This is a genomic window from Fictibacillus terranigra, assembly GCF_030412265.1.
In the GTDB taxonomy this organism is placed as follows: Bacteria; Bacillota; Bacilli; order Bacillales; family Fictibacillaceae; genus Fictibacillus_C; species Fictibacillus_C terrinigri.
The window spans coordinates 1-23,692 of sequence record NZ_JAUHLN010000007.1 but is presented as its reverse complement, the minus strand read 5'-3'; the positions used below and the strand labels follow the sequence as shown (position 1 = coordinate 23,692).

Below are 23,692 nucleotides of genomic sequence, written 5' to 3'. Positions count from 1 at the left end.
TAAGCAGGGAATATTAGCCTTAAATTGATGGGTATATGAAATTTCTATACATAGCCGGGGAGTTAATCGCTCTCAAGTAGAGGATATTGATTTTGTTAATCATACCATCAGCATCACGAAAACGTGTTACAATCCGAGCAACAACGCGCTGAAATATCAATTGGTTACTCCTAAGACGAGAAAGTCACGAAGGAAAATCATTGTTGATGAAGATGTCATCGATGCTTTGAATGAACTAAAAAGGTACAAGAAGAGGTAATTGAGCGGTTAGTAGATGCTTATTATAACCAAGATTTTATTTTTGCCAAAATGCAACGACAATACGGCAAACCTATCGTGATTAAAAAAGTTCGAGACCGCATGAAAAATAGTAGTCGGCTTAAACGAAGATTAAACACCACACGGTTTAAGACAAACCCATACTTCACTTCTTGCCAAAGCCCGTGTCTCTCACGGACAAATTATGGACCTTCTTGGTCATACCGACGTCAAATCACGAAATATGTTTACCTCCATGAAATCAAAAAAGAAGCTTCCATTAATTTATTTAAAGGTCTTTTCACCCAAAATTAAATATAGTATTAAAATTTTTCTAACAAACTGACCTTTCACTAACTTTTCTTGCATATGCATGAGAATAAGGAATATTCGGAATGTTAATAACTAAGCTATGCTATCCACATAATATTTATAATGGGGAGGATAAAATGAAGAAGATATGGGAATCTATGACGACCTACGAAAAAGATTTATTTATTGCAAGGGAAATTCTAAGATTTAGCTGTTTCTGTAAAGATGGAGGGACTGATTGGTACAATGAACAATACTCATTTGGACATTGGAGATATAGCACCAACTTAGAAGATGCCTTAGACCTGTTTAAACGAGTAATGGGAGAAGATAAACAAGCTCATATTATTATGGGTATTGAGGATTTTCAATGTAATGTTATTAGAGAGGGTTCAAAGTCTTTGATGGTGAATTTAACCAGCAACTCCTTGCCAGAATTATTTTGTCTCATATCCATCCACCTTAGAGGAAGAACAGTGCAACCATCATAAAAAACGTGTCAAAATGACACGTCTTTTATACTAGTACAGCAGAGTCACCATAACCATTAAAATGGATATGAGTGTAATTAACCCCAAAACTATTCATTTTATGTGTAATGAGCCTTTCCAAATTTTCATCACAAGTTGTAAAAAATAGTTGGTCGATAAACCTATTGTCTTTGTTTGTTTCAGCCAGTTCTGTACGAAGCAAATCGATGAATGATAATATGTTTAAATCATCCATTGTCTGTATTGGATCATCTAAAAAGAAACATTTAAACTCATTATCCTTTTGTCCCATCGAAATGGTAAGAAAAATCGCTAATGCCATGACGGAAAGTTGCCCAGCACTTAATATATTTGTAGCAGGAACTTCCTCATCGTTCACATTTGCATTTAAACTTGCCATTGGGGTTGTTTTACCTTCAATCAACAAGTTTATATCTTGGATATTCGTATGTCGATTTATTCTCCTATATATTTTTTGAAGAGGTTCTTTTATACTTTCTACCATTTTTTTGTCCCAATGATTTCTTAAATGCTTTAATTCTTTAAGAACTTCTTTTAACTTTTCTAGTTCCTTTTCTTTTTGAAGGCGTACTCCCTCGCTCTCTTTATAACTTTGCTCTAAAGCAAGTACTTGTTTCCGTTTTAGTTTTAATGCTTCATCAGTTTCAATATGTAAAATCCAATTATCAAGAATTAAAATTTTATTTTCAATATCCATTTGATTTATTTCTTCCAAGTTCATCGTAACAGGGAAAGCCTCTTTTACTTTTAGATATTCCTTTAAAAACAACTGAATACCGTAAATCTTCCCGTTTGTATCTAGTAGTTGAAATTCCTCTCTTTTCAGATTCCTACCATGTTTGCTCATCATTCCGAAAAGCTCTTCATTTTCATCTGCTAAATCGTTCATTATTTTTTCTTCTAGTGCTATGAATTCCTCGGTTTTAAGCAGATTGTTTTCCAAGTCACTTTTCTTTTGTTTTAATTTATGTTCATCAACATGGTGAAAATTTAATTGATAAAGATTACAGTACTTTATAAATTCATTTGCCATCTCAAAATTTCTTGTTGAATTATCTAATTCGTCTAATTTTTTTGTGAAGGTGATGCTAAGGTAACGATAAAAAAATTGAAATATGCTATTTATCTCTTTTTGACACTCATTAATCTTTAACTGAAGTTCATTTCTTTTAGTGTCTATTTCTCCAAGAATATCTTTAGCAATCTTTGTTAGAATGACATTTTCATTAGCAAAGTTTTCCTCACTACCGCATAAAGGGCATTCTTTAAATCCCTTATTTCTATGAATTTCAAACCCTGGTTTATGATCCACAATAGCTCTTAAAGCATTTAATTCATCATCTGCAGTACTAAAACCTTTTAACTTTTCTTCAAACGAATGACATTCCTTTAATAAAAAATCAACAGACTGAAATTTTCTAATCTGTTCATCATCAATTCCATTTATTTTAGTACTAAGCTCTTTTAGAACCTTGATTCCTTCAATGGATGATTTCGACGCCTTTAATAGCTCCCTTTGATAAGAACGATATTCTTGCTTCTCATCTTCAATCACTTCTGTCGTTTTACCTTGGATACTGATTATTTCCTGTTTTAGTTCTTGGAATGGACGATAAATTCTTAGAATGAAGTCATCATGTTCTTTTTGTTTTTCTAAATTTTCTTTATATTGATTAGCTAAGTTAATCACACTAAATTTATTTTTTATTATTTTTATATTTTGGATATAAACTCTTTGTTTTTTTAAATCTTTAACTTTTTCCTCTAAATTTGCTTCTGAAGCTATAATAGACTCGGGAACCACTTCATCCTTAAAATAAAAATGATTTGGATATGATAAACTGTCAGACTGGTCCATATCACTACCTTGCTTTACGTTTAGTAAGTTATTAAGTTCTTCAGCAGCTTCCTCATACTTTTCTTTTTTCTTTTGGTAATCTGGTACGTTTTCTGTTTTAATTTTAAAATCTAATTGATCAATAATACCCTTGATTTTCTTATTTTTCTTATCCCCATCTAAATTATTAATAATGGTCTCAATGTCTTTTGTCCCACCAAAGAAAGAAGAAAACATGTCATAAATATTTTCCCTGCTTTTTTCATACACCCTTAAATTCTTTTCATAAGAACAGGTATAACGTTCGTAAAAGTCTTTAGCTATTGGTTCATCTAACACATAATCAATGTTTTTTTGTGCATTTAGATTCTTTCCATTAACTAAGAAATCGCTATTATCTGGTTCAAAAGCAAGACTTTCATCTTCTTTCTTAAAAACCCTCTTTATATTTAATTCCTCTCCTCTATATATAACGTGTATTTCCACAACTACATCTTCACGATGCCCATTATGTCGAATGAGACACTTCTTCAATTTGGCACTTTTCTTGTCTTTTCTGGCATAAAAATCTTCTTTTAATCTATGAATCGTACCTGTAAAACACCATTCAATTGCATCAAGTAAAGAGGTTTTTCCATATCCGTTTGAGCCACTAAGCAAAATTAAACCTCGGTTTTCTTTTTTAGCTTCAAAAAAAGCAAATGTTTTTTCGGAATATCCTCTAAAATTCTTAATATAAATTTTTTTAATTAAAAATCCATTACTCATTGTGTGCCTCCCCCTTGCTGTTTAACGCGACAAGAACCTGGTTGAGGGTAAGTTCTTCAGCATCCTTTAACAAAGCTGAATATAAATTATCATCCATGACTTCTTTTATTTTATTGGAAAGACTATCAATTTGAGTACTTTTTAATACTAGATGAACATCTAAAGGAAATGAGGGTAATATTGCCATCTCCTCACTAAAATCTTTGCTAGAAGTATCTAAAAATATTTTTCTGCATGTATACTTATTTCTTTCAAATCCTAACATTTTCTGAAGTTCTTTTTGGTCCTGCTTTTTATTAAATGGGCATAATAGAACCAGATTTATATTATATTTAATAGCATCTTTATTTGATAAAAATTGAATGAATGTGAGTATCAAGTTGTCCATTTTTTCAAGTTCATTAGAAGTAAATAGACATTCTTTTTCTTCTAAAATATAGACCTCTTTCTGACTTTGACTAATAAATATATGCTTAAAAGGCAATATATTTATTTCTGATATCTCCCTTTTTCCTTCACTGTTAATAATTGCACTCTTCTTCATAAAAGGTTTCTCTGAATATCCATTAGCATGTAAATAGTCTTTAACAGTATTCAATTTCATTTTTCCTATACTCCTTTCACTCGGCACTGATCTATAAAGATGTTATTTACTTTTTTACAATCTGATAAATTTGATACTGTTAAACATCCTAAACATTGAATATGATAGTGATCATCAAAAGGTTGAGCATAAATATGCTTATGTAAGTCTTCTGAAGGAGAGGTAATATCTACTTCATAATTTAGTTGATTGGACGCGTTTATATCTACATCATCGTGTTTTACATACCAAACATCTGGACGGAGATCTCTATCTTTTAATCGTGGTAACATATAATACAAAGAAGAGAATATATCTCCATAAAAATTTCCAATTAATACACCCTTTCCTCTTTCTTCAGAAGGATAATCAAATAGCCATCCTTTTTCGGTTATTTCAAACCAGTCTTCTAAACGAATTTCTTCTCCACTGCTTAGGTAGTTAAATATTATTTTCGCTAAATTAGATAGTGTCTGCTTTATAGCATCACTTGCTTCCAAAAAAGACTCATATTCCGATAAAGAATTCAATTCGATTGCTTTACTAAATTCCTTTGGCGTAACAGTTCGTAAAAAAGAATATCTAAATTCAGGATGCTGAAACTTCACTTCAATAAATGGAGCAATGAAGTCAACATAGATTCCTGCATAAGTTGTTTTTACTTCTTCCGTGTATCTAAAATTAATATCCACTTCATTTATACAGCTATCAATAATCCCCTTAACATAATCAATGATTTTAAGCTGATAAAAGCCTTTCATAATTTCTACTTCATCTAAGAAGAGACTATTCAAGGTTTCAATTGAAAGGTCTAAACCATTACCGCTATCCTGAATAAGCTTACTAACGGCTGAAGCATAAAGGCGTTCTGGAGTATGATTGGGATGAAGACTTTGATATCTATTTGATAATTCTTGTTTAAGTATTTGTGAAATGGATGCATGAGTTTCTGTTTTTTCAAAACTGGTTATTTGTGAAAAACTTAATCTATTCACTTCACTATCTAACCCGGTATCTATTATCTTTGTAATGATAGATTGTAGACTTTTATCTTCAGACTCAATAGCACTTGTCAATACAGTATAAATATCCTTTACAGGAGACATGTCGTAATGGAAAATTGTTGCCCTAAGTTCTATATTTGTTTCATTTTTTTCTATGAAATTTAAGTATGTATAATACAAGCTAAGAACAGCACTATAATATTTCGAATTTGTCGTCTTAGAAACATGGTGCTTCATTTGAGCAAGTCTGATATATCCTTTATCATCTTTCTTATAGTACTTAACATAATCCTCTATGGTTTCGACCTTATACGTTGCTTTACATTCTTTATCACTAAACGCATCTTTTTCACTGCCATCATATAGAATATGTAACAAAGTTAATTCGAATTGAAAAAAGTAGCCGCTAATGGAACTAAAAGCATCTCTTTCGGCATTTAAGTCATGTAATTCGTTTATTGTTTGTTCTAAATTGACCAAAGCCACATCCCTCCATCTATCTACCTATAAGTAAATCTTACATTATGTTACAAAAATAAACAATTTTTTCGGAGGTTGATTTGACTTAAAAGATACTAAAAAAATAGCGCTGATTTTTCAATTTCAAAAACGAAAAACTAGATGGAGAATAATCATATTTTATGTTCAATCATTAACGACTACTTGGTATTCTCTTACTATATCTTTGTTGAACTCCCAGCCAGCTAGTTTCAAGTCTGAGCCATTATATTTCTGACGAGTTTCAAACCTTTTCAGTTCATCCACCTTAGAGTTATACTCTTACGTGTTTTGCTCACGTTTTTCCGTTACCGCTTTACGAAGATGTTCATTTTCCTTCATCATTTCTTCGATACGTTTGTCTTTTGAGCTTAATTGCAAAGGTTTTGTAGTTTTTCTGGTCGTTCGCGTTTTTCTTCACCAGTAAGGAGAAGGGACTCGTCAAATTCTTGTGCTGTGTATTCATCTGAATAACAATAATAAATCCAAGAAATAAATTGTAGAAGGATAAAACAGCCTCATCACGAGTGATTGCTGAATTTGTATGAACTGCTACATTTCCTAGCTTCATATGATTCAAGGTTGTTCACCTGAAAAGGTAAAGTTAATTTCTCAAGTTATAAAACCTATTGTTGAATATAAATAAGGAGAAGCAATAGAAGGCATCAGGGGACGGACCTCAATGCCTTTTATTTAACGGGGGTTTCCCGCTTTTCGAGGGATGACGTTAGCAAAAAAACTGCACCTGTGGCTCTAAGTAGGCATCCGTCGATATCGTAATTGACTCAGAAACCGGTAAAAGAAAACAAAAGACTAAAAAGGTTCAAGACGAGGTAATCGAGCGGTTAGGAGATGCTTATATAACCAAGATTTTATTTTCGCTAAAATGCAACGACAATACGGCTATCCAATCTTGATTAAAACGTACGAGGCCGGATGATCTTGAAAAGGAAGAGCTTGCAAAATTCCTGAAATCTGTATATACGGATGGGCTTGAAATGGATAGCCTTGTTTTCACTGTACTTTCCTATACAGGATTACGGATAGGTGAAATGTTAGCTCTAAAATGGGGAGATTTCAATGAAAAGCAAAAGACTATTCGAGTCACTAAAACCCTTTACAACCCTAACAACCATGTTGAAAAATATCAGCTATTAACACCAAAAATAAAAGCACCATTAAAAATGACGAGTCGCTGGTCAGCATGTTTAAAAAGCATGGGCTTAAACAAAGTGAAATTAGATTAAAAAGCGGCGTTGTTTACCAAGATAACGGATTTATTTTTGCTCGGGAGGACGGGCATCCACAGTTAAGAAAGATTGTTGAAACCAGGCTTAAGCGCCTGTTAAAAAAAGCAGGAATTAATAAAAACATTACACCTCACTCATTCCGGCACACCCATACCTCTTTATTAATTGAAGCAGGTGTAGGAATTAAGGAGATTTAGCAAAGGTTAGGGCATACAGACATCAATACCAAATGAACATATATGCTCATATGACCGCCAATATGGAAGAAAAGGCCTCCCAACAGTTTAATAAACTGATGAAAGACCTTCTCCTATAGGTTGCTTTTCTGTCATAGGTTGCCTTGTTTTTATATAACGAGGACAAATCCGAGGACAAGAAAAGAGTTTTAACGTTTTAGACGTTGACATAACAAGGTTTTGAAACCTTTATTACATCATGCCGCCCATTCCGCCCATGCCCATGCCGCCCATGTCAGGCATGCCTGCGCCGCCAGCGTTTTCTTCTGGCTTGTCAGCGATAACAGCTTCTGTTGTTAGGAACATAGCTGATACGGATGCTGCGTTTTGAAGTGCAGAACGAGTTACTTTAGTTGGGTCAACGATACCCGCTTCGAACATGTTTACCCATTCGCCAGTTGCTGCGTTGAAACCAATGCCGATCTCTTCGTTTTTCAAGCGCTCAACCACAACAGATCCTTCAAGACCAGCGTTGTGTGCGATTTGACGAATTGGCTCTTCAAGTGCACGAAGTACAAGTTTCACACCAGTTTTTTCGTCTCCAGTTGCTTCAAGAGAAGAAAGGGCACGAACCACGTTTACGAGTGCAGTACCGCCACCGGATACGATTCCTTCTTCTACTGCTGCACGAGTAGAGTTAAGGGCATCTTCAATGCGAAGCTTACGCTCTTTAAGCTCAGTTTCAGTAGCTGCACCAACTTTGATGACCGCTACGCCGCCAGCAAGCTTAGCCAAACGCTCTTGAAGTTTTTCTTTATCGAACTCGGAAGTTGTTTCTTCCAATTGAGCACGGATTTGAGTTACACGGCCTGCAATTTTGTCAGACTCGCCAGCACCTTCAACGATGGTTGTGTTTTCTTTAGTAACAACCACTTTAGAAGCTGTTCCAAGCTGTCCAATGTTTGCCGTCTTAAGGTCAAGACCTAGTTCTTCAGTGATGACTTCACCGCCAGTAAGGATCGCGATGTCTTCAAGCATAGCTTTACGACGGTCACCGAATCCTGGAGCTTTAACAGCTACAGCGTTGAATGTTCCGCGAAGTTTGTTTACTACTAATGTAGCAAGAGCTTCACCTTCAACATCTTCAGCAACAAGCAACAATGGCTTGCCTTGTTGAACCACTTGCTCTAATACAGGAAGGATTTCCTGAATGTTAGTGATCTTCTTGTCTGTGATCAAGATGTAAGGATTTTCAAGAACCGCTTCCATCTTGTCAGAGTTGGTTACCATGTATGGAGATGCGTATCCACGGTCGAACTGCATACCTTCAACCACTTCAAGCTCAGTAGTGAATCCTTTAGATTCTTCAATTGTGATAACGCCGTCGTTTCCAACGCGCTCCATAGCTTCAGCGATCAATTGGCCTACTTCATCGTCAGCTGATGAGATGGCAGCAACTTGAGCGATAGACTCTTTGCCTTCGATCGGCTTGGAGATCTTTTGAAGCTCTTGAACGGCAACTGCAGTTGCTTTTTCGATTCCTTTGCGAAGAACCATTGGGTTCGCACCGGAAGTTACGTTTTTCAATCCTTCACGGATCATTGCTTGAGCAAGAACAGTCGCTGTTGTAGTTCCGTCACCGGCAACATCGTTTGTTTTGCTTGCTACTTCAGCAACAAGCTTTGCACCCATGTTTTCGAAAGCATCTTCAAGCTCGATTTCTTTTGCGATCGTTACACCATCGTTAGTAATAAGAGGTGAACCGAATTTCTTCTCAAGAACCACGTTGCGTCCTTTTGGTCCAAGCGTTACTTTTACTGCATTTGCTAGTGCATCCACACCGCGAAGCATTGCGCGACGAGCGTCTTCACTGAACTTAATGTCTTTAGCCATGTGTAAAACCCTCCTATAAAGATTAAAGTTTTTTTGATTAATTACGTTAAAGCTACTGAATCAGCCTTTTTTAAAGCTGTTGATTCAGCTTTTTAAAAAGCTGTTATGTAGTAGCTATTCAATTTGTAGGTTTGCGATTAGCCGATGACAGCCAATACGTCTGTTTCACGAAGAATAAGGTACTCTTTACCTTGATACTTCACTTCTGTTCCTGCGTATTTTGAAAAGATGATAGAATCTCCTTCAGAGACTTCTAGCGCTACGCGTTCTCCTTGCTCAGTTACGCGGCCTGTACCTACTGCAACAACCTTGCCTTCTTGCGGCTTTTCCTTTGCAGAGTCTGGTAAAACGATTCCGCTTGCAGTTTTTTCTTCACCTTCTACAAGCTCAATCACAATACGATCACCTAGTGGCTTTAACAAGTGAAACACCCTCCTCAAAATAAATAGAAAGTTTAATTTTATTAGCACTCTAATTTACTGAGTGCTAACTCCATTTCCTATAATAAATAATTTTTTTCCACTTTGCAAGTACAGACCTAACAGATTTTCGAAAAATTTATGAAAGGGGTCTCATGCCATGTTTTCAAGCAATCTGTGTTAGAATAAGGAGATACATGGGAATGCTGAAGACATGACCATACCGAACTTAACTAAAGGAGTTATATACATTGACCAAGCGTTACTTATGGATTGTACTCACTTATGTACTGATGCAGCTGTCAGGCTATGTCGGCTATCCCCTCTTGAATTCTCTTGGTGTTCCAAGGGATCATTGGGCCGGACTCTGGGGAACCATCAGCTTTCTCACAGCTCTGTTAATCATTCTTCTTCTCCTCATCCCCGACATGAAGGCCCCGTCTTTACGAGGGGGGCGCGTATCCCGTTCATCCGCTGTCGGCTGGGCCATTATCGGAATCTTCATGGCTTATGGGGCGCAGATCGTTGCAGGATTGATTGAAATAAATCTCCTTGGCATTAAGCCAGGGTCTGAAAATACTCAAATGCTCGTTAAGATCGCGAAACTAACTCCTTACTTCATGGTCGTGACCTCCATTGCAGGCCCGATCCTGGAAGAGATCATATTCCGAAAAATTATTTTCGGCAGTCTGTATAAACGGTTTAACTTTGTGATCGCAGCTCTTATCAGCTCTTTGATTTTCGCAGCGGTTCACTTTGATTTCACCCATTTGCTCGTTTATACAGCCATGGGCTTTGTATTTGCATTCCTGTATGTACGGACAAAACGTTTGCTCGTTCCCATTGTCGCCCATGTCTCCATGAATACACTCGTCATGCTCGTACAAGTGGTTTTTGCTGATAAGATCAATGAACTGCAGGATAAAGCGGAGAAAATGCAGATGATTATTGGGGGACTTTTCTAATGAGAACATCACCATTTTTTATGAGCGGTTTATATACCGTCATGGGTGTCCTTTTCACCTGGCTCGCCATTCATTATTCCAATGAATACGGCGTCACCGGGATCTGGACCTTGATCACCATGCTTGTGGCTACCTTTGATTTCGCCAATGCGATCAGGTATTACAGGCTGCACCGCCACATCAAAAAGTATAAAAAATAACAAAACAACCGGTCTCCTTTAGAGGGACCGGCTTTTTTATGAATTTTTTAAAATCGGCGGATGGAGAATGTTGAAATATCTTGTTCACTCTTACCGGCCAGGATTAATTCGCTTAACACCTCGCCTACAACACTGCTGAACTTAAAGCCGTGTCCTGAAAATCCTGCGGCAATCGCCACATTGGAATGTTCCGGATGCAGATCAATAATGAATTTTTCATCAGGTGTCATGGTGTACATACAGGTTTTCCCGTATTTCAACGGTCCTCCTTGTGGCATATAACCGCTCAAAAACTCGGCAAGGTCTGATTGATCCTCCTCGTGTTCGCCAAAAGGAGCGACAGGCTCATCCGGATCAATTCTTTCTCCTCCATCATGGCGGCCCACCTTTAATCCTGAACCATTGATGCTTGGAAAGCCGTAATAAAGTCCTTGTGTTGTTTCTACCGCAAAAGATGGACAAGAGGAATCGTTATACAGATCTTGAGGGGCATCAAACCAGGCGAAGGTTTTTCTCACCGGTGAAAGAGGAAGGTTCAATTTCAGCTTGGCAAGCAAAGATCCAGACCAGGCGCCTGCCGAAACCACCAGAGCATCTGAAGTAAATGTCTGTCCCTCCGTCTTAACGGTTACCTTTTTTCCATGCACGGAAAGCTCTATCACCTTCTGATTGGTTAGAACCTCCGCTCCGTACTTTTCGGCAAGCTCACGATAAGCTTCAATACAATCCTCACATTTCAGCACACCGGAAGTCGGTTCATAGCATCCGATGTAGTTTTCAGGCAGCGTCACTCCCGGCCACCGCGCGTTCACTTCCTGCGGTGACATGACTTCAAGAGGAAGTGAATAAGTCTTCGAACTGGAGATGATGTTTTGTACAAATTGTGATTGGCGAATCCCCGCATTCAGGACGCCGGTTTGCAGAAACAGCTCTCTGTCTGTCTCTTTTTCAAGATCCCTCCACAATTCCCGCGCTTTCAGAACGAACGGAACATACTCTTCCCCCTCAGCGTACGCATACCTTATCATTCTCGTATCCCCGTGATGGCTTCCTTTGTGATGTGGTGGATCATATGAATCTAATAATAAAGTTCTTTTTCCTCTCTTCGATAAAAAGGCTCCTGCAGCCATTCCCATCGAACCAGCTCCAATGACAATCACATCAAAGTGCATATCAGATTACCTCCCTATAAAAAAACACACCTCACTATTCGAGGTGTGTCTTTTCCAATTCCAGATCAAGCCTTGCTTCTTCTTCCGCTTTCAGCCGCTTGCGATAGGCGTTTGCTGAGATCAAAATACTAATCTCATACAGAATGATGAGCGGTACCGTGATCGTCAGGTGAGAAATCAGCTCCGGTGGACTGATGATTCCGGCGACGACCAAAATGCCGAAATAGGCAAATCTTCGAATCTTTCTTAAGATGTACGGTGTCACAAGACCCAGCCTTGTTAAGAACATGACAAGGACCGGAAACTGGAACAACAGACCGAACGGCAATATTAAGCTGAACAAAAAGGAAAAGTATTCGTTTATTCCATATTCCCCTTCCACATCTAACGAATTGGCGATGTTCGACATGAAATGAACGGTCATTGGAAAAAGAATAAAATAAGCAAAGCTTAAACCGGCTGCAAACAATATAAAAGAAATCGGAATGTACGACAATGTTACTTTTCTTTCATTCTCATAAAGACCGGGGCTGACGAAGGCCCATAGTTGATACAGCGCCACAGGAAGAGATAGCAAAAGTGCAATGATAAAAGCAAAATCGATATACACCTTCAGCGGATCGGTAAGATTAAACGCGTTCATCTGAATGTCTTTTGCGACATTGTCACTTTGCAAATACACAATGACGGGCTTGGCAAAAAAGAGACCTACAACCATAAAGAGAAAGAAGAAAACAGCCGTAATGACGATACGGTTTCTTAATTCACCCAAATGGCCGTAGACCGGCATGTTTTTTTCTGTCATCTTGTTCATCCTAACTGCTACTTCGGTTCGTGGTTTTTCTCTTTCTTATCGTTGTCATGATCATCCATGAGTCCCTGTGTCGCATTCTTAAACTCTCTTAGCGTTTTTCCTGCTGCACGACCAAGTTCCGGAAGCTTTTTCGGTCCAAATACGACTAATGCAGCCGCGGCAATAAATACCGCACTCCCTGCTCCAATCATTCCAGACACCTCCTTTACGCAAATTAAAATCTATAAATCAACAGATGGGTAATGTTTCATAAAATAGATCAAAGACTGCAATTCTACGGCTAAATCAATATGATGCACCCGGATTTCGGGCGGCAGTGTCAGCCGAGCGGGCGTAAAGTTCAAAATGCCTTTGATGCCGGCCTGAACGAGCTGATCTGCAATAAACTGGGCTGAGCCCACGGGAACGGTCAGGATGGCGACTTCTACATCACTTTCCTGCAGCTCCTCTACTATGTTGTCGATGGAATGGATCGGAACTCCTGCTACTTCCTTTCCAACCTTGGCCGGATCCACATCAAAGGCGACCTGGATGACCGTATTGTTGTTCTTAATAAAGTTGTAGTGCAAGAAAGCAGTCCCTAAATTCCCCACGCCAATCAAAGCAACCTTGGTTACTTCATCCTGGTTCAGGGTTTTCCGGAAAAAAGATAAAAGGTAGTTTACGTTATATCCGTAGCCCTTTTTCCCGAGAGCCCCGAAGTAGGAGAAATCCCTTCTGATCGTTGCTGAGTCTACTTTTACTGCTTCGCTAAGCTCTGCAGAAGATACCCGCTGCTTTCCTGAAATGGAAAGGTTTTTTAGAAAACGGTAATAAAGCGGAAGCCTCTTGGCAGTTGCCTGCGGTATTTTTATCTGTTCCTGATTCATTTTAGAGCCCTCCACTATCAGAAAGCTTATCTATAGTTTACCATATTTTTTAAGTGGTACGTTGAAAATCCCCGTTTTTTCCACCGGTTTTACTTTCCAGAAAGGTTGGTCCAATGATCATCCCTTTATCGACGGCCTTGCACATGTCATAAACGGTTAATGCAGCGGCACTCGCTGCGGTTAATGCTTCCATTTCAACCCCGGTATTGCCTTTTGTTTTCACGGCTGCTTCTATATGCAGCCTGTACTGTTCTTCATTTTCTTTTTCCCAATGGAACGTAATATCTACGCCAGTGAGGGACAAAGGATGGCACATGGGAATCCAGTCGGACGTTTTTTTCGCGGCCATGATGCCTGCGACCTGCGCAACAGCAAGCACATCCCCTTTACGGAACGAGCCTTCTGCTATTTTTGTGTAGATTTCAGGATTAACAGCGATTGAGCTTTTGGCAGCTGCTGTGCGAACGGTCGCATCCTTTTCGGAGATATCTACCATTTTCGCTCTTCCTTGTTCGTTAAAATGCGTGAAAGATGCCATAACCTTCTCCTTCTTCCTAGAATATACACTATCTTTGAAATCAATGGATACAGAATTGAAAGATAATTCTAACGAAATGTTGAACATTGATTAGTTGCTCCGCTTCGCTTATGTAAGCTACACTAAGAGTAGACAGAATTCAGCAATACAGGCGAACTGCAGCATCTTTTCATTTCGCTTTACGTCTGTGAACCTTGTTTTTCGTCGACAGGAATTTGAGGTGACTATACATTGATTATTTTGCAAGTGAATGACTTAACAAAATCATTTGGGGCTGACCCTATTTTATCGAATATTAAGCTGGAAGTCCAAACCCGTGACAGAATTGCCCTTGTCGGCAGAAACGGGGCAGGCAAATCCACACTTTTGAAAATCATCACAGGAGACATGTCATATGACTCAGGCCAGCTGATCATGCCAAAAGGTGTCAGAGTCGGCTATCTCGCACAGGATACAGGACTTGAATCCAATCTGTCCATCTGGGATGAGATGATCAGCGTGTTCGAACCGCTCCGAAAAAAAGAAAATCAGCTGCGCAGCATGGAGAGCCGCATGGGTGACCCGGCGCTGATTGCGGATGAGACAGCCTATAACCGGCTGCTGAAGGAATATGACGAACTGCAGATCCAGTTCAAGGAAGCGGGCGGCTATCAATACGAATCGGACATCCGCACAGTGCTTCACGGCTTTCAGTTCAGCGGGTTTGACCCGTCGACTCCCGTGCAGACCTTAAGCGGAGGCCAGAAAACACGTCTGGCGCTCGCTAAACTGCTGCTGACCAAGCCTGACCTTTTAATCCTGGATGAGCCGACCAACCATCTGGACATTGAGACACTCTCATGGCTTGAGCAATATTTGCAGTCCTATCCCGGCGCAATCCTGCTTGTCTCGCATGACCGCTACTTCCTGGATAAGATCGTGACGACAGTCTATGAGATCTCCCGCCATCGCTCTTCCAAATTCAAAGGTAATTATACCCAGTATCTGGAACAAAAAGCGGAACGGCTCGCACTCGATATGAAAGCTTATGAGAAGCAGCAGGAGGAGATCGCGAAGCTGCAGGACTTTGTGCAAAAGAACCTCGTCCGGGCTTCTACGACCAAACGAGCGCAGAGCCGAAGAAAGCAGCTTGAAAAGATGGAGGTGATGGATAAGCCGCTTGGTGATGAAAAGTCCGCAGCCTTCTCGTTCGATATCGAACGCCAGAGCGGAAATGACGTCTTGAAGCTAGAACAGGTGGCTACCGGCTATGAAGATGGCGTCCCGCTCATCTCTAACATTGATTATCATGTCTCCCGCCAGGACAGTGTGGCGCTTGTCGGACCAAACGGCATCGGAAAATCGACCCTGTTAAAGGCGATCTTAAAACAGCTGCCATTGCTTGAAGGAAGCATTGCTTACGGAGCCAATGTGAAGATCGGCCACTATGAACAGGAGCAGGCGAACCTCAGCTCCAATAAAACATTGTTAAATGAATTGTGGGACGAGTATCCGGACAAAACAGAAAAGGAAATTCGAACGGTCCTCGGCAGCTTTCTGTTCAGCGGGGATGATGTGCTGAAGTATGTCAATGAGCTGAGCGGCGGACAAAAAGCCCGGCTTGCCCTGGCTAAGCTGATGATGCAAAAAGCCAACCTGCTGCTGCTCGATGAGCCGACGAACCATTTGGATCTCGACAGCAAGGAAGTCTTGGAGCAGGCACTCATCAACTATCCAGGAACCATCGTTTTCGTTTCCCATGACCGTTATTTCATCAACCGGATCGCCACCAAAGTCGCTGAGCTTTCCCGCACCAAAATCACGAACTACCTCGGTGACTATGACTATTATGTTGCCAAAAAAACCGAGACGAGAGAGCGGGAGGAACTGAAAAACAAAAATCTCCCTTCCTCCCCTCAAGCAGAGGAACCCGCTTCTGCCGGAGCGTATAAACAGGACAAGGCAGCCAAACGCGAAGACCGTAAGCGTCAGCGAAGGATCGAAGAGATAGAGGTTCTCTTGGAAAAGCTTGAAAGCGACCAGGGTGTACATGAAGAAGCCCTCTGTGATCCCGCCGTCTACCAGGATTATGAAAAAACGCAGACACATAATGAGGAAATCGAAAAGATTAAAGCAGAGGTTGAACAGCTCATGGAAGAATGGGAACTGCTCCAGCTCGAAGAACAATAAGAATCCCCGACAGCGGTGCCAGGCACCGTTGTTTTTATTTTGCAATAATTCACAGTATCCACACGGTTATTCACAGCTTTTATAGGTAATAACTCCTTCATCAGCATAGTTATGCACATTATCCACAGATTCATAAAAAGTTATCCACATAATTTTATGCACAGGCCTGGAAAGCAATTTTATTGTGTTCTATTCATTTATTCACATTATCCCATGATCTGTGGATAACTTTGTCCACATCTTATCTGAAACCCCAAAACATAAAAAATCCCTTCTCATATGTAGAAGGGATTCCTTTCGTTATTGAGCCTCCAGATCAAGGCCTGGTACGCCATTTAGCGCCCAATCCGCTCGTTTTCCTTTTTGATAGGCAATACTGCCCGCTGCCGCAATCATGGCCGCGTTGTCTGTGCATAAGTACAGAGGAGGAATGGCGAGCTCTTGTGGAAGACCGCTGAACTTCGCTTCCAGTGCAGCTCTTAGCCCTTTATTCGCTGCGACACCGCCTGCAAGAAGTACTTGCTTCACATCGTACTCACGGGCAGCTCGTGCCGTTTTTTCCACAAGCACATCAATGACAGATTCCTGAAAGCTTGCTGCCAGATCTTCCGGCTTAATGGTTTCCCCGCGCTGAGCCGCATTGTGGACGGTATTGATGACCGCTGATTTTAACCCGCTGAAGCTGAAGTCATAGGAGTCGGCTTCCAGCCACGCACGAGGCAGGTTTAGGACAGGCGCACCATCCTGAGCAAGCCGGTCAATGTGCGGCCCTCCAGGATACGGAAGATTTAACGTACGCGCGACTTTGTCATACGCCTCTCCCGCCGCATCATCTCTCGTCTCGCCGATCACTTCAAATGAACCATGCTCTTTCATCAAAACGAGCTCTGTATGGCCTCCTGACACAACGAGAGCGAGCAGCGGAAACTTCATCTCCGTGATCAGCCGGTTGGCGTAGATATGCCCGGCAATATGATGGACCGGCACAAGCGGAAGACCATGGGCAAACGCCAAAGCTTTTGCCGCATTTACGCCGATCAGAAGCGCTCCAACAAGTCCTGGCCCTTCCGTGACCGCTACAGCTGTTACATCATCCATCGTCACTCCTGCCATCTGAAGCGCTTCTTCCATCACTACTGTAATCTGCTCGACATGGTGGCGGGACGCCACTTCAGGCACGACTCCACCAAAGCGCTTATGGCTTTCAATTTGCGAAGCGACCACGTTTGCCATAATTTCTGTTCCATTTTTCACGAGTGCGACCGCTGTTTCATCACAGCTCGTTTCAATTGCCAGTATCATTTCATCCTGTTTCATCAAAGCATCACCCACATCACTAAAGCGTCTTCCCCATTATCGCTGTAATAATTTTTTCGAATACCGCCATCTTGAAAACCGAGCTTGCGGTATAAATTTTGTGCCACATAGTTGCTGACCCTGACTTCAAGGCTCAGTCTGGCCGATCCATATCGTTTCGCCAGCCGCATCGCCTGCTTCATGATCGCTTCCCCAAGCTTCCTGCCCCTGTATTCCGGACGAATCGCCACGTTGGTGATATGTGCATCATCAATGATCACCCAGACACCGCAATACCCCACCGTCTTGCCATCCGCCTCCAGTAAAAGATAGTAGGCAAACTGATTGTGGACAATTTCGTTATAGAACGCTTCATGCGTCCAGGGCAGTGTAAAGGACGCATGTTCGATCTCAATGATATCCTGCAGATCACTCACTGTAGCCAACCTGAAAGTGTACGTCTCCTCCATTGTTCTGCCCCTACTTCTTCTGTCCCGCCAGCCAATTCACTTCGGCTTCAGCAAGCTGAAGGTAGCTGGGAACAAAATGATGTACAGATTCTGGTTCTTTCTCTATGCCGATCCGTGCCAGTTCAGACGGCCGCGGGTTATGATCAGCAGCACTTCCGAACACCGCCTGATCACCGAGTTCTTCCAGTATACTTTTCTTATGAAGGTCTAAATCATTCCCCAAAAACAGAATTCGTTTCTCCAGACGCTTCAGCTCGTCCAGCCAATTGCTCCTCAAAACAAGACGGTCTTCTTTTACCGCTTGAAACCGGTCTTCTTCAAAGCCGTATAAGCCGGTATAAAGCTGGGTTCTTCTGGCGTCAAACAATGGGCAGACATAGCCGCTGAAGAACTTTCCGTTCTGAGCGAGAACCTCAAGGCTGGATACACCAGACAGGTCCTTATTCAGTGTCCAGGCCATCGTTTTTGCGATCGTAACCCCGATTCTCACGCCAGTATAGGAACCTGGCCCCTTTGCAGTAATAATTCGGTCCAGTTCTGCTGGCTTCATATTCATTTCCTTCATCAAGTCATGAATGGCTGGCATCACGCGAATGGAGTGGTTCTTTTTCAGGTTTGTCGTATACTCTCCGATCACTTTCTCTCCATCAACCACAGCAATACCCATGACAAGATTCGATGTATCTATGGCTAAGGCTTTCATTTCCCTAACTCCTTACATATCGTAATAAATCGTTCGCCTGCAGGCTGAAATTTCAATTCTCTTTTTTCATCTCCCGTGCGGCGGATCTCAATGTTCAATCGGTCGTCCGGCAGCCGGTCATCAATGAACTGTGCCCATTCCACCACCGTGACGCCTTCACCCTCAAAATATTCTTCAAATCCAAGATCCTCATCGCTGTCTTCGAGCCGATAAACATCCATATGATAAAAAGGCAAACGCCCCTTATATTCCTTAATGATTGTAAACGTCGGTGAATTAACCACCCGTTTTACATCTAATCCCTTGGCAAGTCCTTTGGTGAACGTTGTCTTTCCAGCGCCAAGATCTCCTTCAAGTGTAAGCACATCTCCCGGTCCAAGCAAGGTTCCCAGCTTTTCTGCAAGCTCACTTGTTTCTTCAGGAGAGGCGGTTGTTACTATAAGTTGTTCCATCCTTGCACCTCAATCAGAAAAATGGTTATATCCCGCTTTCGACAGTTTTTCAACCGAAGTCCCTCTGTCCAGCACAACACCAGGCGATCCTTTTGATACCCGTCCAATCACCGTTAAACAGCATCCGGCTTTTTCGCACGCCGCCTGCACTTCAGGAAACCCATCCGGAGACATCGTCCCGATCAGCTTATAATCTTCTCCGCCAAACAGCATCCATTCGTCTTGCATCTCGCCGGGATAGTGCTTGATAGCTTCACTCTTTGGAAGCTTGTCATAAAAAAGCGTGATCGAAACACCGCTGGCTTCTGCGATTTCATGGGCCTCACTAGCCACGCCATCACTTATATCGTTTAGCGCTACGCGTCGATCGGACTTGGCCAAGATCCTCCCTGCTTCCACATGAGGCAAAGGAAGCTGATGCTCTTTTACAAGGAGTGATTCCTCTTTACTGAATTTCCCTTGATGGGACCTTTCTAATAAAAGGGACAATCCCGCCGCTGAATCTCCAACCGGGCCGGATACAAAGACAAGATCATCGGGCTCTGCATTGCTTCTCAAAAGCTTTCTTCCTTGTTCAACCTGGCCCAATACGGTCACAGAAAGAACAAGAGGACCGGTCGTCGAAACGGTATCACCGCCGATCAGATCCATCTCATATTCTTCAGCGAGTGCTGCCATCCCTTTGTAAATCCGGGAGAGCTCCTCTTCATCCCAGCCAGCCGGAATTGAAATGGAAACGAGATAAAAGAGAGGTATACCGCCCATCGCAGCAATATCACTGATGTTCGCAGCAAGCGCTTTATGGCCGATATGAAAAGGCGTCAATGTCGCTTTTGTAAAATGAACGCCCTCCACCATGGTATCCAGGCATACGATCTGATCTAGCGCTGAACCTTTAATGAGGGCCGCATCATCCCCAATTCCCAGAATAAGCGAAGATTGCTTATGGCTGGCCGGACTTATCGTTTTAATCCACTCAAATTCATCCTTCATCGCATGTACCCTTCTGCTTAAACGGTCGTTTAAATCGCTTTTTTTACAAAAAAGCCTTAGGCATCGGAAGATCCTAAGGGTTATGTATCTTTTATTAGTTTATCTTATTTCATGAAAAAAACCTATTTTTACATAAAAAAACACGAAACAAATTGTTTCGTTTACGTTTGCAAGTAATGGCGGACCCGACCGGGATCGAACCGGCGATCTCCTGCGTGACAGGCAGGCATGTTAACCGCTACACCACGGGTCCATTTATTATCACTCATGGAGTAGAATTTAATTGGTTGCGGGGACAGGATTTGAACCTGCGACCTTTGGGTTATGAGCCCAACGAGCTACCAGACTGCTCCACCCCGCGATGATATAAGAAGACTTTTTACTTTTGTCTAAGTCGACAATAATTAATATAGCATGAATTCTGAAATCACGCAACCCTTTTTTAATAATTGCACGCCAGTAAATTTTTACTGACGTGCAACTGCAAGTTATTATGCCACCTTCTCGCCCGTTTTATCCTTCTTATGAAGGCCTTTCCCATAATAAAATGCAACAAGGCCTAAAATCCAGATCGGACCGACAATAAGAGCGACTCGTGTTTCTTTAAAGTATCCCATGACTGCTACTACCATGAGCAGGAAAGCTAATGCAATGTATGAACCGTATGGAAATAATGGTGTTTTGTATTTCAGTTCCTTCAGTGCTTGCGGTGATAATGTTTTTCTGAATTTCATTTGTGACAGAAGAATGGTTCCCCATGTCCAGATCGCTCCAAACGTAGAGATACTTGTAATCCAGACAAATACTTCAGAACCGGGGAATAGATAATTAAGTACGACTCCAATCAACAGTGCTCCTGCAGAGACGAGGATCGCTTTTGATGGTACACCGTTTCTGCTGATTTTCTTCATACCCGCTGGCGCCTGTTCCTGCTCAGCCAGGTTAAACAGCATGCGTCCTGTGCTGAAAATACCGCTGTTACAGCTTGACAGCGCTGCAGTCAAAACAACAAAGTTAATGATCCCTGCGGCTTGAGCAATGCCGATCTTCTCAAATGTTAATACAAACGGGCTTCCATTCGTGCCAATTTCATTCCATGGATAGATGGACATGATAACAAAAAGAGCTCCAACGTAGAATAATAAAATCCTCCAGAACACAGTGTCAATGGCACGTGCCAGAACCTTCTTCGGGTTCTTAACCTCGCCGGCCGTCACACCAATCATCTCAATGCCCAAGAAGGCGAACATTACCATTTGCATGGACATTAAAATCCCTTTGACGCCATGAGGCGCAAAGCCTTCATGATTCCAGAGGTTGCTGATTCCTGTCGCAATTCCATGATTTCCAAAACCAAATAGAATAATTCCTAAACCAGTAACAATCAAAACGATAATAGCGACGATTTTAATTAACGCAAACCAGAATTCGAATTCCCCATAGGCTTTTGCGGTTATTAAGTTGACCGCAGCCATGATCACCAATGCAGACAGTGCCCAAAACCAGGTCGGCACGTCCGGAAACCATTTTTCCATATAGATTCCGACTGCTGTGATTTCGGCCATACAAGTAACTACCCATAAGAACCAATAATTCCAGCCTGTAATATATCCTGAAAGCGGTCCTAGGTGGTCTTTTGCATATCGGCTGAATGAGCCCGCTACAGGATTATGAATCGCCATTTCTCCAAGGGCTCTCATAATCAAGAACATAACGGCGCCCGCGATAGTATAAGCAACGAGTATGGCAGGACCAGCAAGCTTTATAGCATTAGCAGAACCTAAAAATAACCCGACACCAATTGCGGCACCAAGTGACATTAACGTGATATGCCTTGATTCCAATCCACGGTGTAATTCCTGTTGTTGCTTCATATATCTTATTATCCTCCTTGCTTTCTTTGTAAAGCGCTTTCATGGTAATTCTATCACATTTTCACAAATTCGACAAATCTGATAATTTGCCATGTATTGCCTTACATTGATTGATTCAGTGCAGCTGAAAAAGCATCTTGGATGTCTTCGATGTCTTCTATGCCAACCGAAATCCTCACTACATGTTTCGTAAGCCCATGCTGTTTTATAAGCTCGTCCGGCATGTTTCGGTGTGAGGTTCCCAGTGGATAGGACGCACTCGTTTCGACACCTGCCAAGGTTGCAACAAGCTTGACCCAAGATAAATGTCGAAAAAACGCCTCGATATTTGCTTTTTCATCAAGTTCAACCGTCACGATCGCCCCGTTGCCCTTTGTACTTGCAGACTCTGGATAATAAACCTTTTTAATGGCCTGCTGTGATTTCATAAATTGAGCGAGGGCTGCGGCATTTTTCACTTGACGCTCCATTCTACTGCCCGCGAGCCATGCATCAAATGGACCGAGGTTGCATCCCAAGTTCGCCATTTTTTCCTTTGCTCTCTGAACCATATCTTGATCGCCTGCTACGATCCCGGCGGTTACATCACTGTGTCCCGCAATATATTTAGTGGCACTATGTATAACCACGTTTACGCCCTGAACATACGGCTGAATCAGATAGGGCGTGGCAAATGTATTATCGATCATGGAGATGACGTTATTTTTCCTTGCCATCTCAACCAGTCCACTAAACGAAACGAAAGTCATATCGATGCCGAATGACTTTAATTCTGAACCAAACAAATGATATGTACCGCCGTATAGATCATCACAGGCTACAACCATGATCACCTTGCTGAGCAGCGGCAAGCACGGCACATAAGATCGCTGAAAGCCCGGAAGACGTTGCAGCTCCCGATGGGGCTCCTTCCAGCCTTTCTACTCCCGTTGCCAAATCATCATTGTTCGGATTATCCAGCCTTGAATACAAAAATGGTTTGTTTCCACTGTAATATCCTTCAATGTCCTCCAGGTCCTTAAATGAATAGGCGGTCGTCTGGTAGATCGGCTGTACCTTGCTTGCCACTTCCGACTCCCGATGTGTACTAAAATGAACAGCTTGTGTATCAAACTTTTTATCCCGCACCCTATCACCACTTCACTATAATTCCATTATCATACCATAACTTGCTGTAAGTGATATGAGTGTTTTTGGATAAGACATCGGGCAGTGGGTCTGGGGCTTTTATTTTGCTGCGTTTTGTTGATAAAAAGCAGATTCCCTTTCCTTTTTCACCTGTGGCGGGCTTTATTCTGGCGATTTATGGTGCTTTAGGTGAGGGTTCTTGAGCGAATTGATCGTTACATGCAGGTTTAGCCTGTTTATATGCGGGTTTCGCCCGCTTACATGCCACTTTGAAGAGTTTACATGCGGGAATGGACACTTTACGTGCGACTTTGCCGCGTTTACTTGCGGAACCGGTTCGGTTACTCGCGGTTCGACACGATTTACTTGCGATTTTGGCTCTTTTACTTGCGGTTCGACACGATTTACTCGCAAAAACGATCATTTTCATAAAGGAACATACAAAAAAGCACCGCTGGAATGATTCCAACAGTGCTTCGTTCGTGCCTGGCAACGTCCTACTCTTACAGGGGGAAGCCCCCAACTACCATCGGCGCTGA

24 protein-coding genes, 2 tRNA genes and 2 pseudogenes are annotated in these 23,692 nt (G+C 41.7%); 7 read left to right on the top strand and 21 right to left on the bottom strand.

Translation table 11 applies throughout. The features are described from left to right. Positions 1–707 precede the first annotated feature (707 nt). Positions 708–1,061 (top strand): hypothetical protein, encoded by a 354-nt coding sequence (locus QYF49_RS23215; protein WP_290401966.1) that lies wholly within the window; start codon positions 708–710, stop codon positions 1,059–1,061. Positions 1,062–1,086: 25 nt separating this feature from the next. On the opposite strand, the gene QYF49_RS23210 is transcribed toward QYF49_RS23215, so the two are convergent. The 4 genes and pseudogenes from QYF49_RS23210 to QYF49_RS23195 all read right to left on the bottom strand — a co-directional run. After that, positions 1,087–3,687 carry an AAA family ATPase gene (locus tag QYF49_RS23210; protein ID WP_290401965.1) on the bottom strand — a complete coding sequence of 867 codons (2,601 nt, stop codon included), beginning with the start codon at positions 3,685–3,687 and terminating at the stop codon, positions 1,087–1,089. Continuing rightward, complete coding sequence (locus tag QYF49_RS23205; RefSeq protein ID WP_290401964.1) at positions 3,680–4,291, bottom strand: ABC-three component system middle component 1; 612 nt, start codon at positions 4,289–4,291, stop codon at positions 3,680–3,682. Before QYF49_RS23205 ends, QYF49_RS23210 begins: the two co-directional genes overlap by 8 nt. 5 nt (positions 4,292–4,296) lie before the next feature. Next, positions 4,297–5,754, bottom strand: a complete 1,458-nt coding sequence (locus QYF49_RS23200; RefSeq protein WP_290401963.1) for a hypothetical protein — start codon at positions 5,752–5,754, stop codon at positions 4,297–4,299. A 177-nt stretch (positions 5,755–5,931) separates the two neighbouring features. After that, a pseudogene (locus tag QYF49_RS23195) lies at positions 5,932–6,343 on the bottom strand (DEAD/DEAH box helicase family protein); the annotation flags it as partial. Positions 6,344–6,725: 382 nt separating this feature from the next. Here QYF49_RS23195 and QYF49_RS23190 point away from each other — a divergent pair. Both QYF49_RS23190 and QYF49_RS23185 read left to right on the top strand, forming a co-directional pair. Next, a pseudogene (locus tag QYF49_RS23190) lies at positions 6,726–7,019 on the top strand (site-specific integrase); the annotation flags it as partial. Then, positions 6,977–7,219 (top strand): tyrosine-type recombinase/integrase, encoded by a 243-nt coding sequence (locus QYF49_RS23185; RefSeq protein ID WP_290401962.1) that lies wholly within the window; start codon positions 6,977–6,979, stop codon positions 7,217–7,219. The pseudogene QYF49_RS23190 and the gene QYF49_RS23185, both read left to right, overlap by 43 nt. Before the next feature lie 231 nt (positions 7,220–7,450). Here the strand turns inward: QYF49_RS23185 and groL are convergent, their stop codons facing one another. Together groL and groES are read right to left on the bottom strand one after the other, a co-directional pair. Continuing rightward, on the bottom strand, positions 7,451–9,091 hold the full coding sequence (gene groL / locus QYF49_RS23180; protein WP_290401961.1) for a chaperonin GroEL: 1,641 nt from the start codon (positions 9,089–9,091) through the stop codon (positions 7,451–7,453). A gap of 137 nt (positions 9,092–9,228) precedes the next feature. Further along, positions 9,229–9,513, bottom strand: a complete 285-nt coding sequence (gene groES / locus QYF49_RS23175) for a co-chaperone GroES (RefSeq protein WP_053356067.1) — start codon at positions 9,511–9,513, stop codon at positions 9,229–9,231. A gap of 248 nt (positions 9,514–9,761) precedes the next feature. Here groES and QYF49_RS23170 point away from each other — a divergent pair, with 248 nt between their 5' ends. Next, positions 9,762–10,475, top strand: a complete 714-nt coding sequence (locus QYF49_RS23170) for a CPBP family intramembrane glutamic endopeptidase (RefSeq protein WP_290401960.1) — start codon at positions 9,762–9,764, stop codon at positions 10,473–10,475. Next, positions 10,475–10,675, top strand: a complete 201-nt coding sequence (locus QYF49_RS23165) for a YdiK family protein (RefSeq protein WP_290401959.1) — start codon at positions 10,475–10,477, stop codon at positions 10,673–10,675. The genes QYF49_RS23170 and QYF49_RS23165 overlap by 1 nt, the downstream gene beginning before the upstream one ends. A gap of 47 nt (positions 10,676–10,722) precedes the next feature. Here the strand turns inward: QYF49_RS23165 and solA are convergent, their stop codons facing one another. The 5 genes from solA to moaC are packed head-to-tail and all read right to left on the bottom strand — an operon-like array spanning position 10,723 to position 14,068. Further along, positions 10,723–11,847 carry an N-methyl-L-tryptophan oxidase gene (gene solA, locus QYF49_RS23160; RefSeq protein ID WP_290401958.1) on the bottom strand — a complete coding sequence of 375 codons (1,125 nt, stop codon included), beginning with the start codon at positions 11,845–11,847 and terminating at the stop codon, positions 10,723–10,725. Between the two features lie 34 nt (positions 11,848–11,881). Continuing rightward, a complete protein-coding gene (gene tatC, locus QYF49_RS23155; RefSeq protein WP_290401957.1) occupies positions 11,882–12,652 on the bottom strand; it encodes a twin-arginine translocase subunit TatC in 771 nt (256 codons plus the stop codon). A gap of 17 nt (positions 12,653–12,669) precedes the next feature. Beyond that, on the bottom strand, positions 12,670–12,852 hold the full coding sequence (locus tag QYF49_RS23150; RefSeq protein ID WP_290401956.1) for a twin-arginine translocase TatA/TatE family subunit: 183 nt from the start codon (positions 12,850–12,852) through the stop codon (positions 12,670–12,672). 30 nt (positions 12,853–12,882) lie between these two features. After that, complete coding sequence (locus QYF49_RS23145; RefSeq protein ID WP_290401955.1) at positions 12,883–13,530, bottom strand: redox-sensing transcriptional repressor Rex; 648 nt, start codon at positions 13,528–13,530, stop codon at positions 12,883–12,885. Positions 13,531–13,579: 49 nt separating this feature from the next. Beyond that, positions 13,580–14,068: a cyclic pyranopterin monophosphate synthase MoaC gene (moaC, locus tag QYF49_RS23140; RefSeq protein WP_290401954.1), complete on the bottom strand. Its 489-nt coding sequence runs from the start codon at positions 14,066–14,068 to the stop codon at positions 13,580–13,582. A gap of 231 nt (positions 14,069–14,299) precedes the next feature. On the opposite strand from moaC, the gene QYF49_RS23135 reads away from it, so the two are divergent. Continuing rightward, complete coding sequence (locus QYF49_RS23135; RefSeq protein ID WP_290401953.1) at positions 14,300–16,237, top strand: ABC transporter ATP-binding protein; 1,938 nt, start codon at positions 14,300–14,302, stop codon at positions 16,235–16,237. A 300-nt stretch (positions 16,238–16,537) separates the two neighbouring features. Here the strand turns inward: QYF49_RS23135 and tsaD are convergent, their stop codons facing one another. The 10 genes from tsaD to QYF49_RS25920 form a co-directional block, all read right to left on the bottom strand. Then, positions 16,538–17,554 carry a tRNA (adenosine(37)-N6)-threonylcarbamoyltransferase complex transferase subunit TsaD gene (gene tsaD, locus QYF49_RS23130; protein WP_290401952.1) on the bottom strand — a complete coding sequence of 339 codons (1,017 nt, stop codon included), beginning with the start codon at positions 17,552–17,554 and terminating at the stop codon, positions 16,538–16,540. Next, complete coding sequence (gene rimI / locus QYF49_RS23125; protein WP_290401951.1) at positions 17,554–18,003, bottom strand: ribosomal protein S18-alanine N-acetyltransferase; 450 nt, start codon at positions 18,001–18,003, stop codon at positions 17,554–17,556. Before rimI ends, tsaD begins: the two co-directional genes overlap by 1 nt. A 10-nt stretch (positions 18,004–18,013) precedes the next feature. After that, positions 18,014–18,706, bottom strand: coding sequence for a tRNA (adenosine(37)-N6)-threonylcarbamoyltransferase complex dimerization subunit type 1 TsaB (tsaB, locus tag QYF49_RS23120; RefSeq protein WP_290401950.1), 693 nt, complete (start codon positions 18,704–18,706; stop codon positions 18,014–18,016). Then, the gene (gene tsaE, locus QYF49_RS23115; RefSeq protein WP_290401949.1) at positions 18,703–19,158 is read right to left on the bottom strand and encodes a tRNA (adenosine(37)-N6)-threonylcarbamoyltransferase complex ATPase subunit type 1 TsaE; all 456 of its coding nucleotides are present in this window, start codon (positions 19,156–19,158) and stop codon (positions 18,703–18,705) included. Before tsaE ends, tsaB begins: the two co-directional genes overlap by 4 nt. Before the next feature lie 9 nt (positions 19,159–19,167). Continuing rightward, positions 19,168–20,151, bottom strand: coding sequence for a thiamine-phosphate kinase (gene thiL / locus QYF49_RS23110; protein ID WP_290401948.1), 984 nt, complete (start codon positions 20,149–20,151; stop codon positions 19,168–19,170). A 177-nt stretch (positions 20,152–20,328) separates the two neighbouring features. Further along, positions 20,329–20,404: transfer RNA gene (locus QYF49_RS23105), tRNA-Asp, on the bottom strand. Positions 20,405–20,435: 31 nt separating this feature from the next. Then, a tRNA-Met gene (locus tag QYF49_RS23100) sits at positions 20,436–20,512 on the bottom strand. Positions 20,513–20,642: 130 nt separating this feature from the next. Next, a complete protein-coding gene (locus tag QYF49_RS23095) occupies positions 20,643–22,025 on the bottom strand; it encodes an amino acid permease (RefSeq protein ID WP_290401947.1) in 1,383 nt (460 codons plus the stop codon). 101 nt (positions 22,026–22,126) lie between these two features. Then, on the bottom strand, positions 22,127–22,852 hold the full coding sequence (locus QYF49_RS23090; RefSeq protein WP_354005870.1) for a PLP-dependent transferase: 726 nt from the start codon (positions 22,850–22,852) through the stop codon (positions 22,127–22,129). After that, entirely contained in the window at positions 22,836–23,093 is a 258-nt protein-coding gene (locus QYF49_RS25920; RefSeq protein WP_354005869.1) for a PLP-dependent transferase, read from the bottom strand. The genes QYF49_RS23090 and QYF49_RS25920 overlap by 17 nt, the downstream gene beginning before the upstream one ends. A gap of 125 nt (positions 23,094–23,218) precedes the next feature. Between QYF49_RS25920 and QYF49_RS23085 the strand changes: the two genes are divergently transcribed. Then, the gene (locus QYF49_RS23085; RefSeq protein ID WP_290401946.1) at positions 23,219–23,356 is read left to right on the top strand and encodes a hypothetical protein; all 138 of its coding nucleotides are present in this window, start codon (positions 23,219–23,221) and stop codon (positions 23,354–23,356) included. The last annotated feature ends 336 nt before the right edge of the window (positions 23,357–23,692 follow it).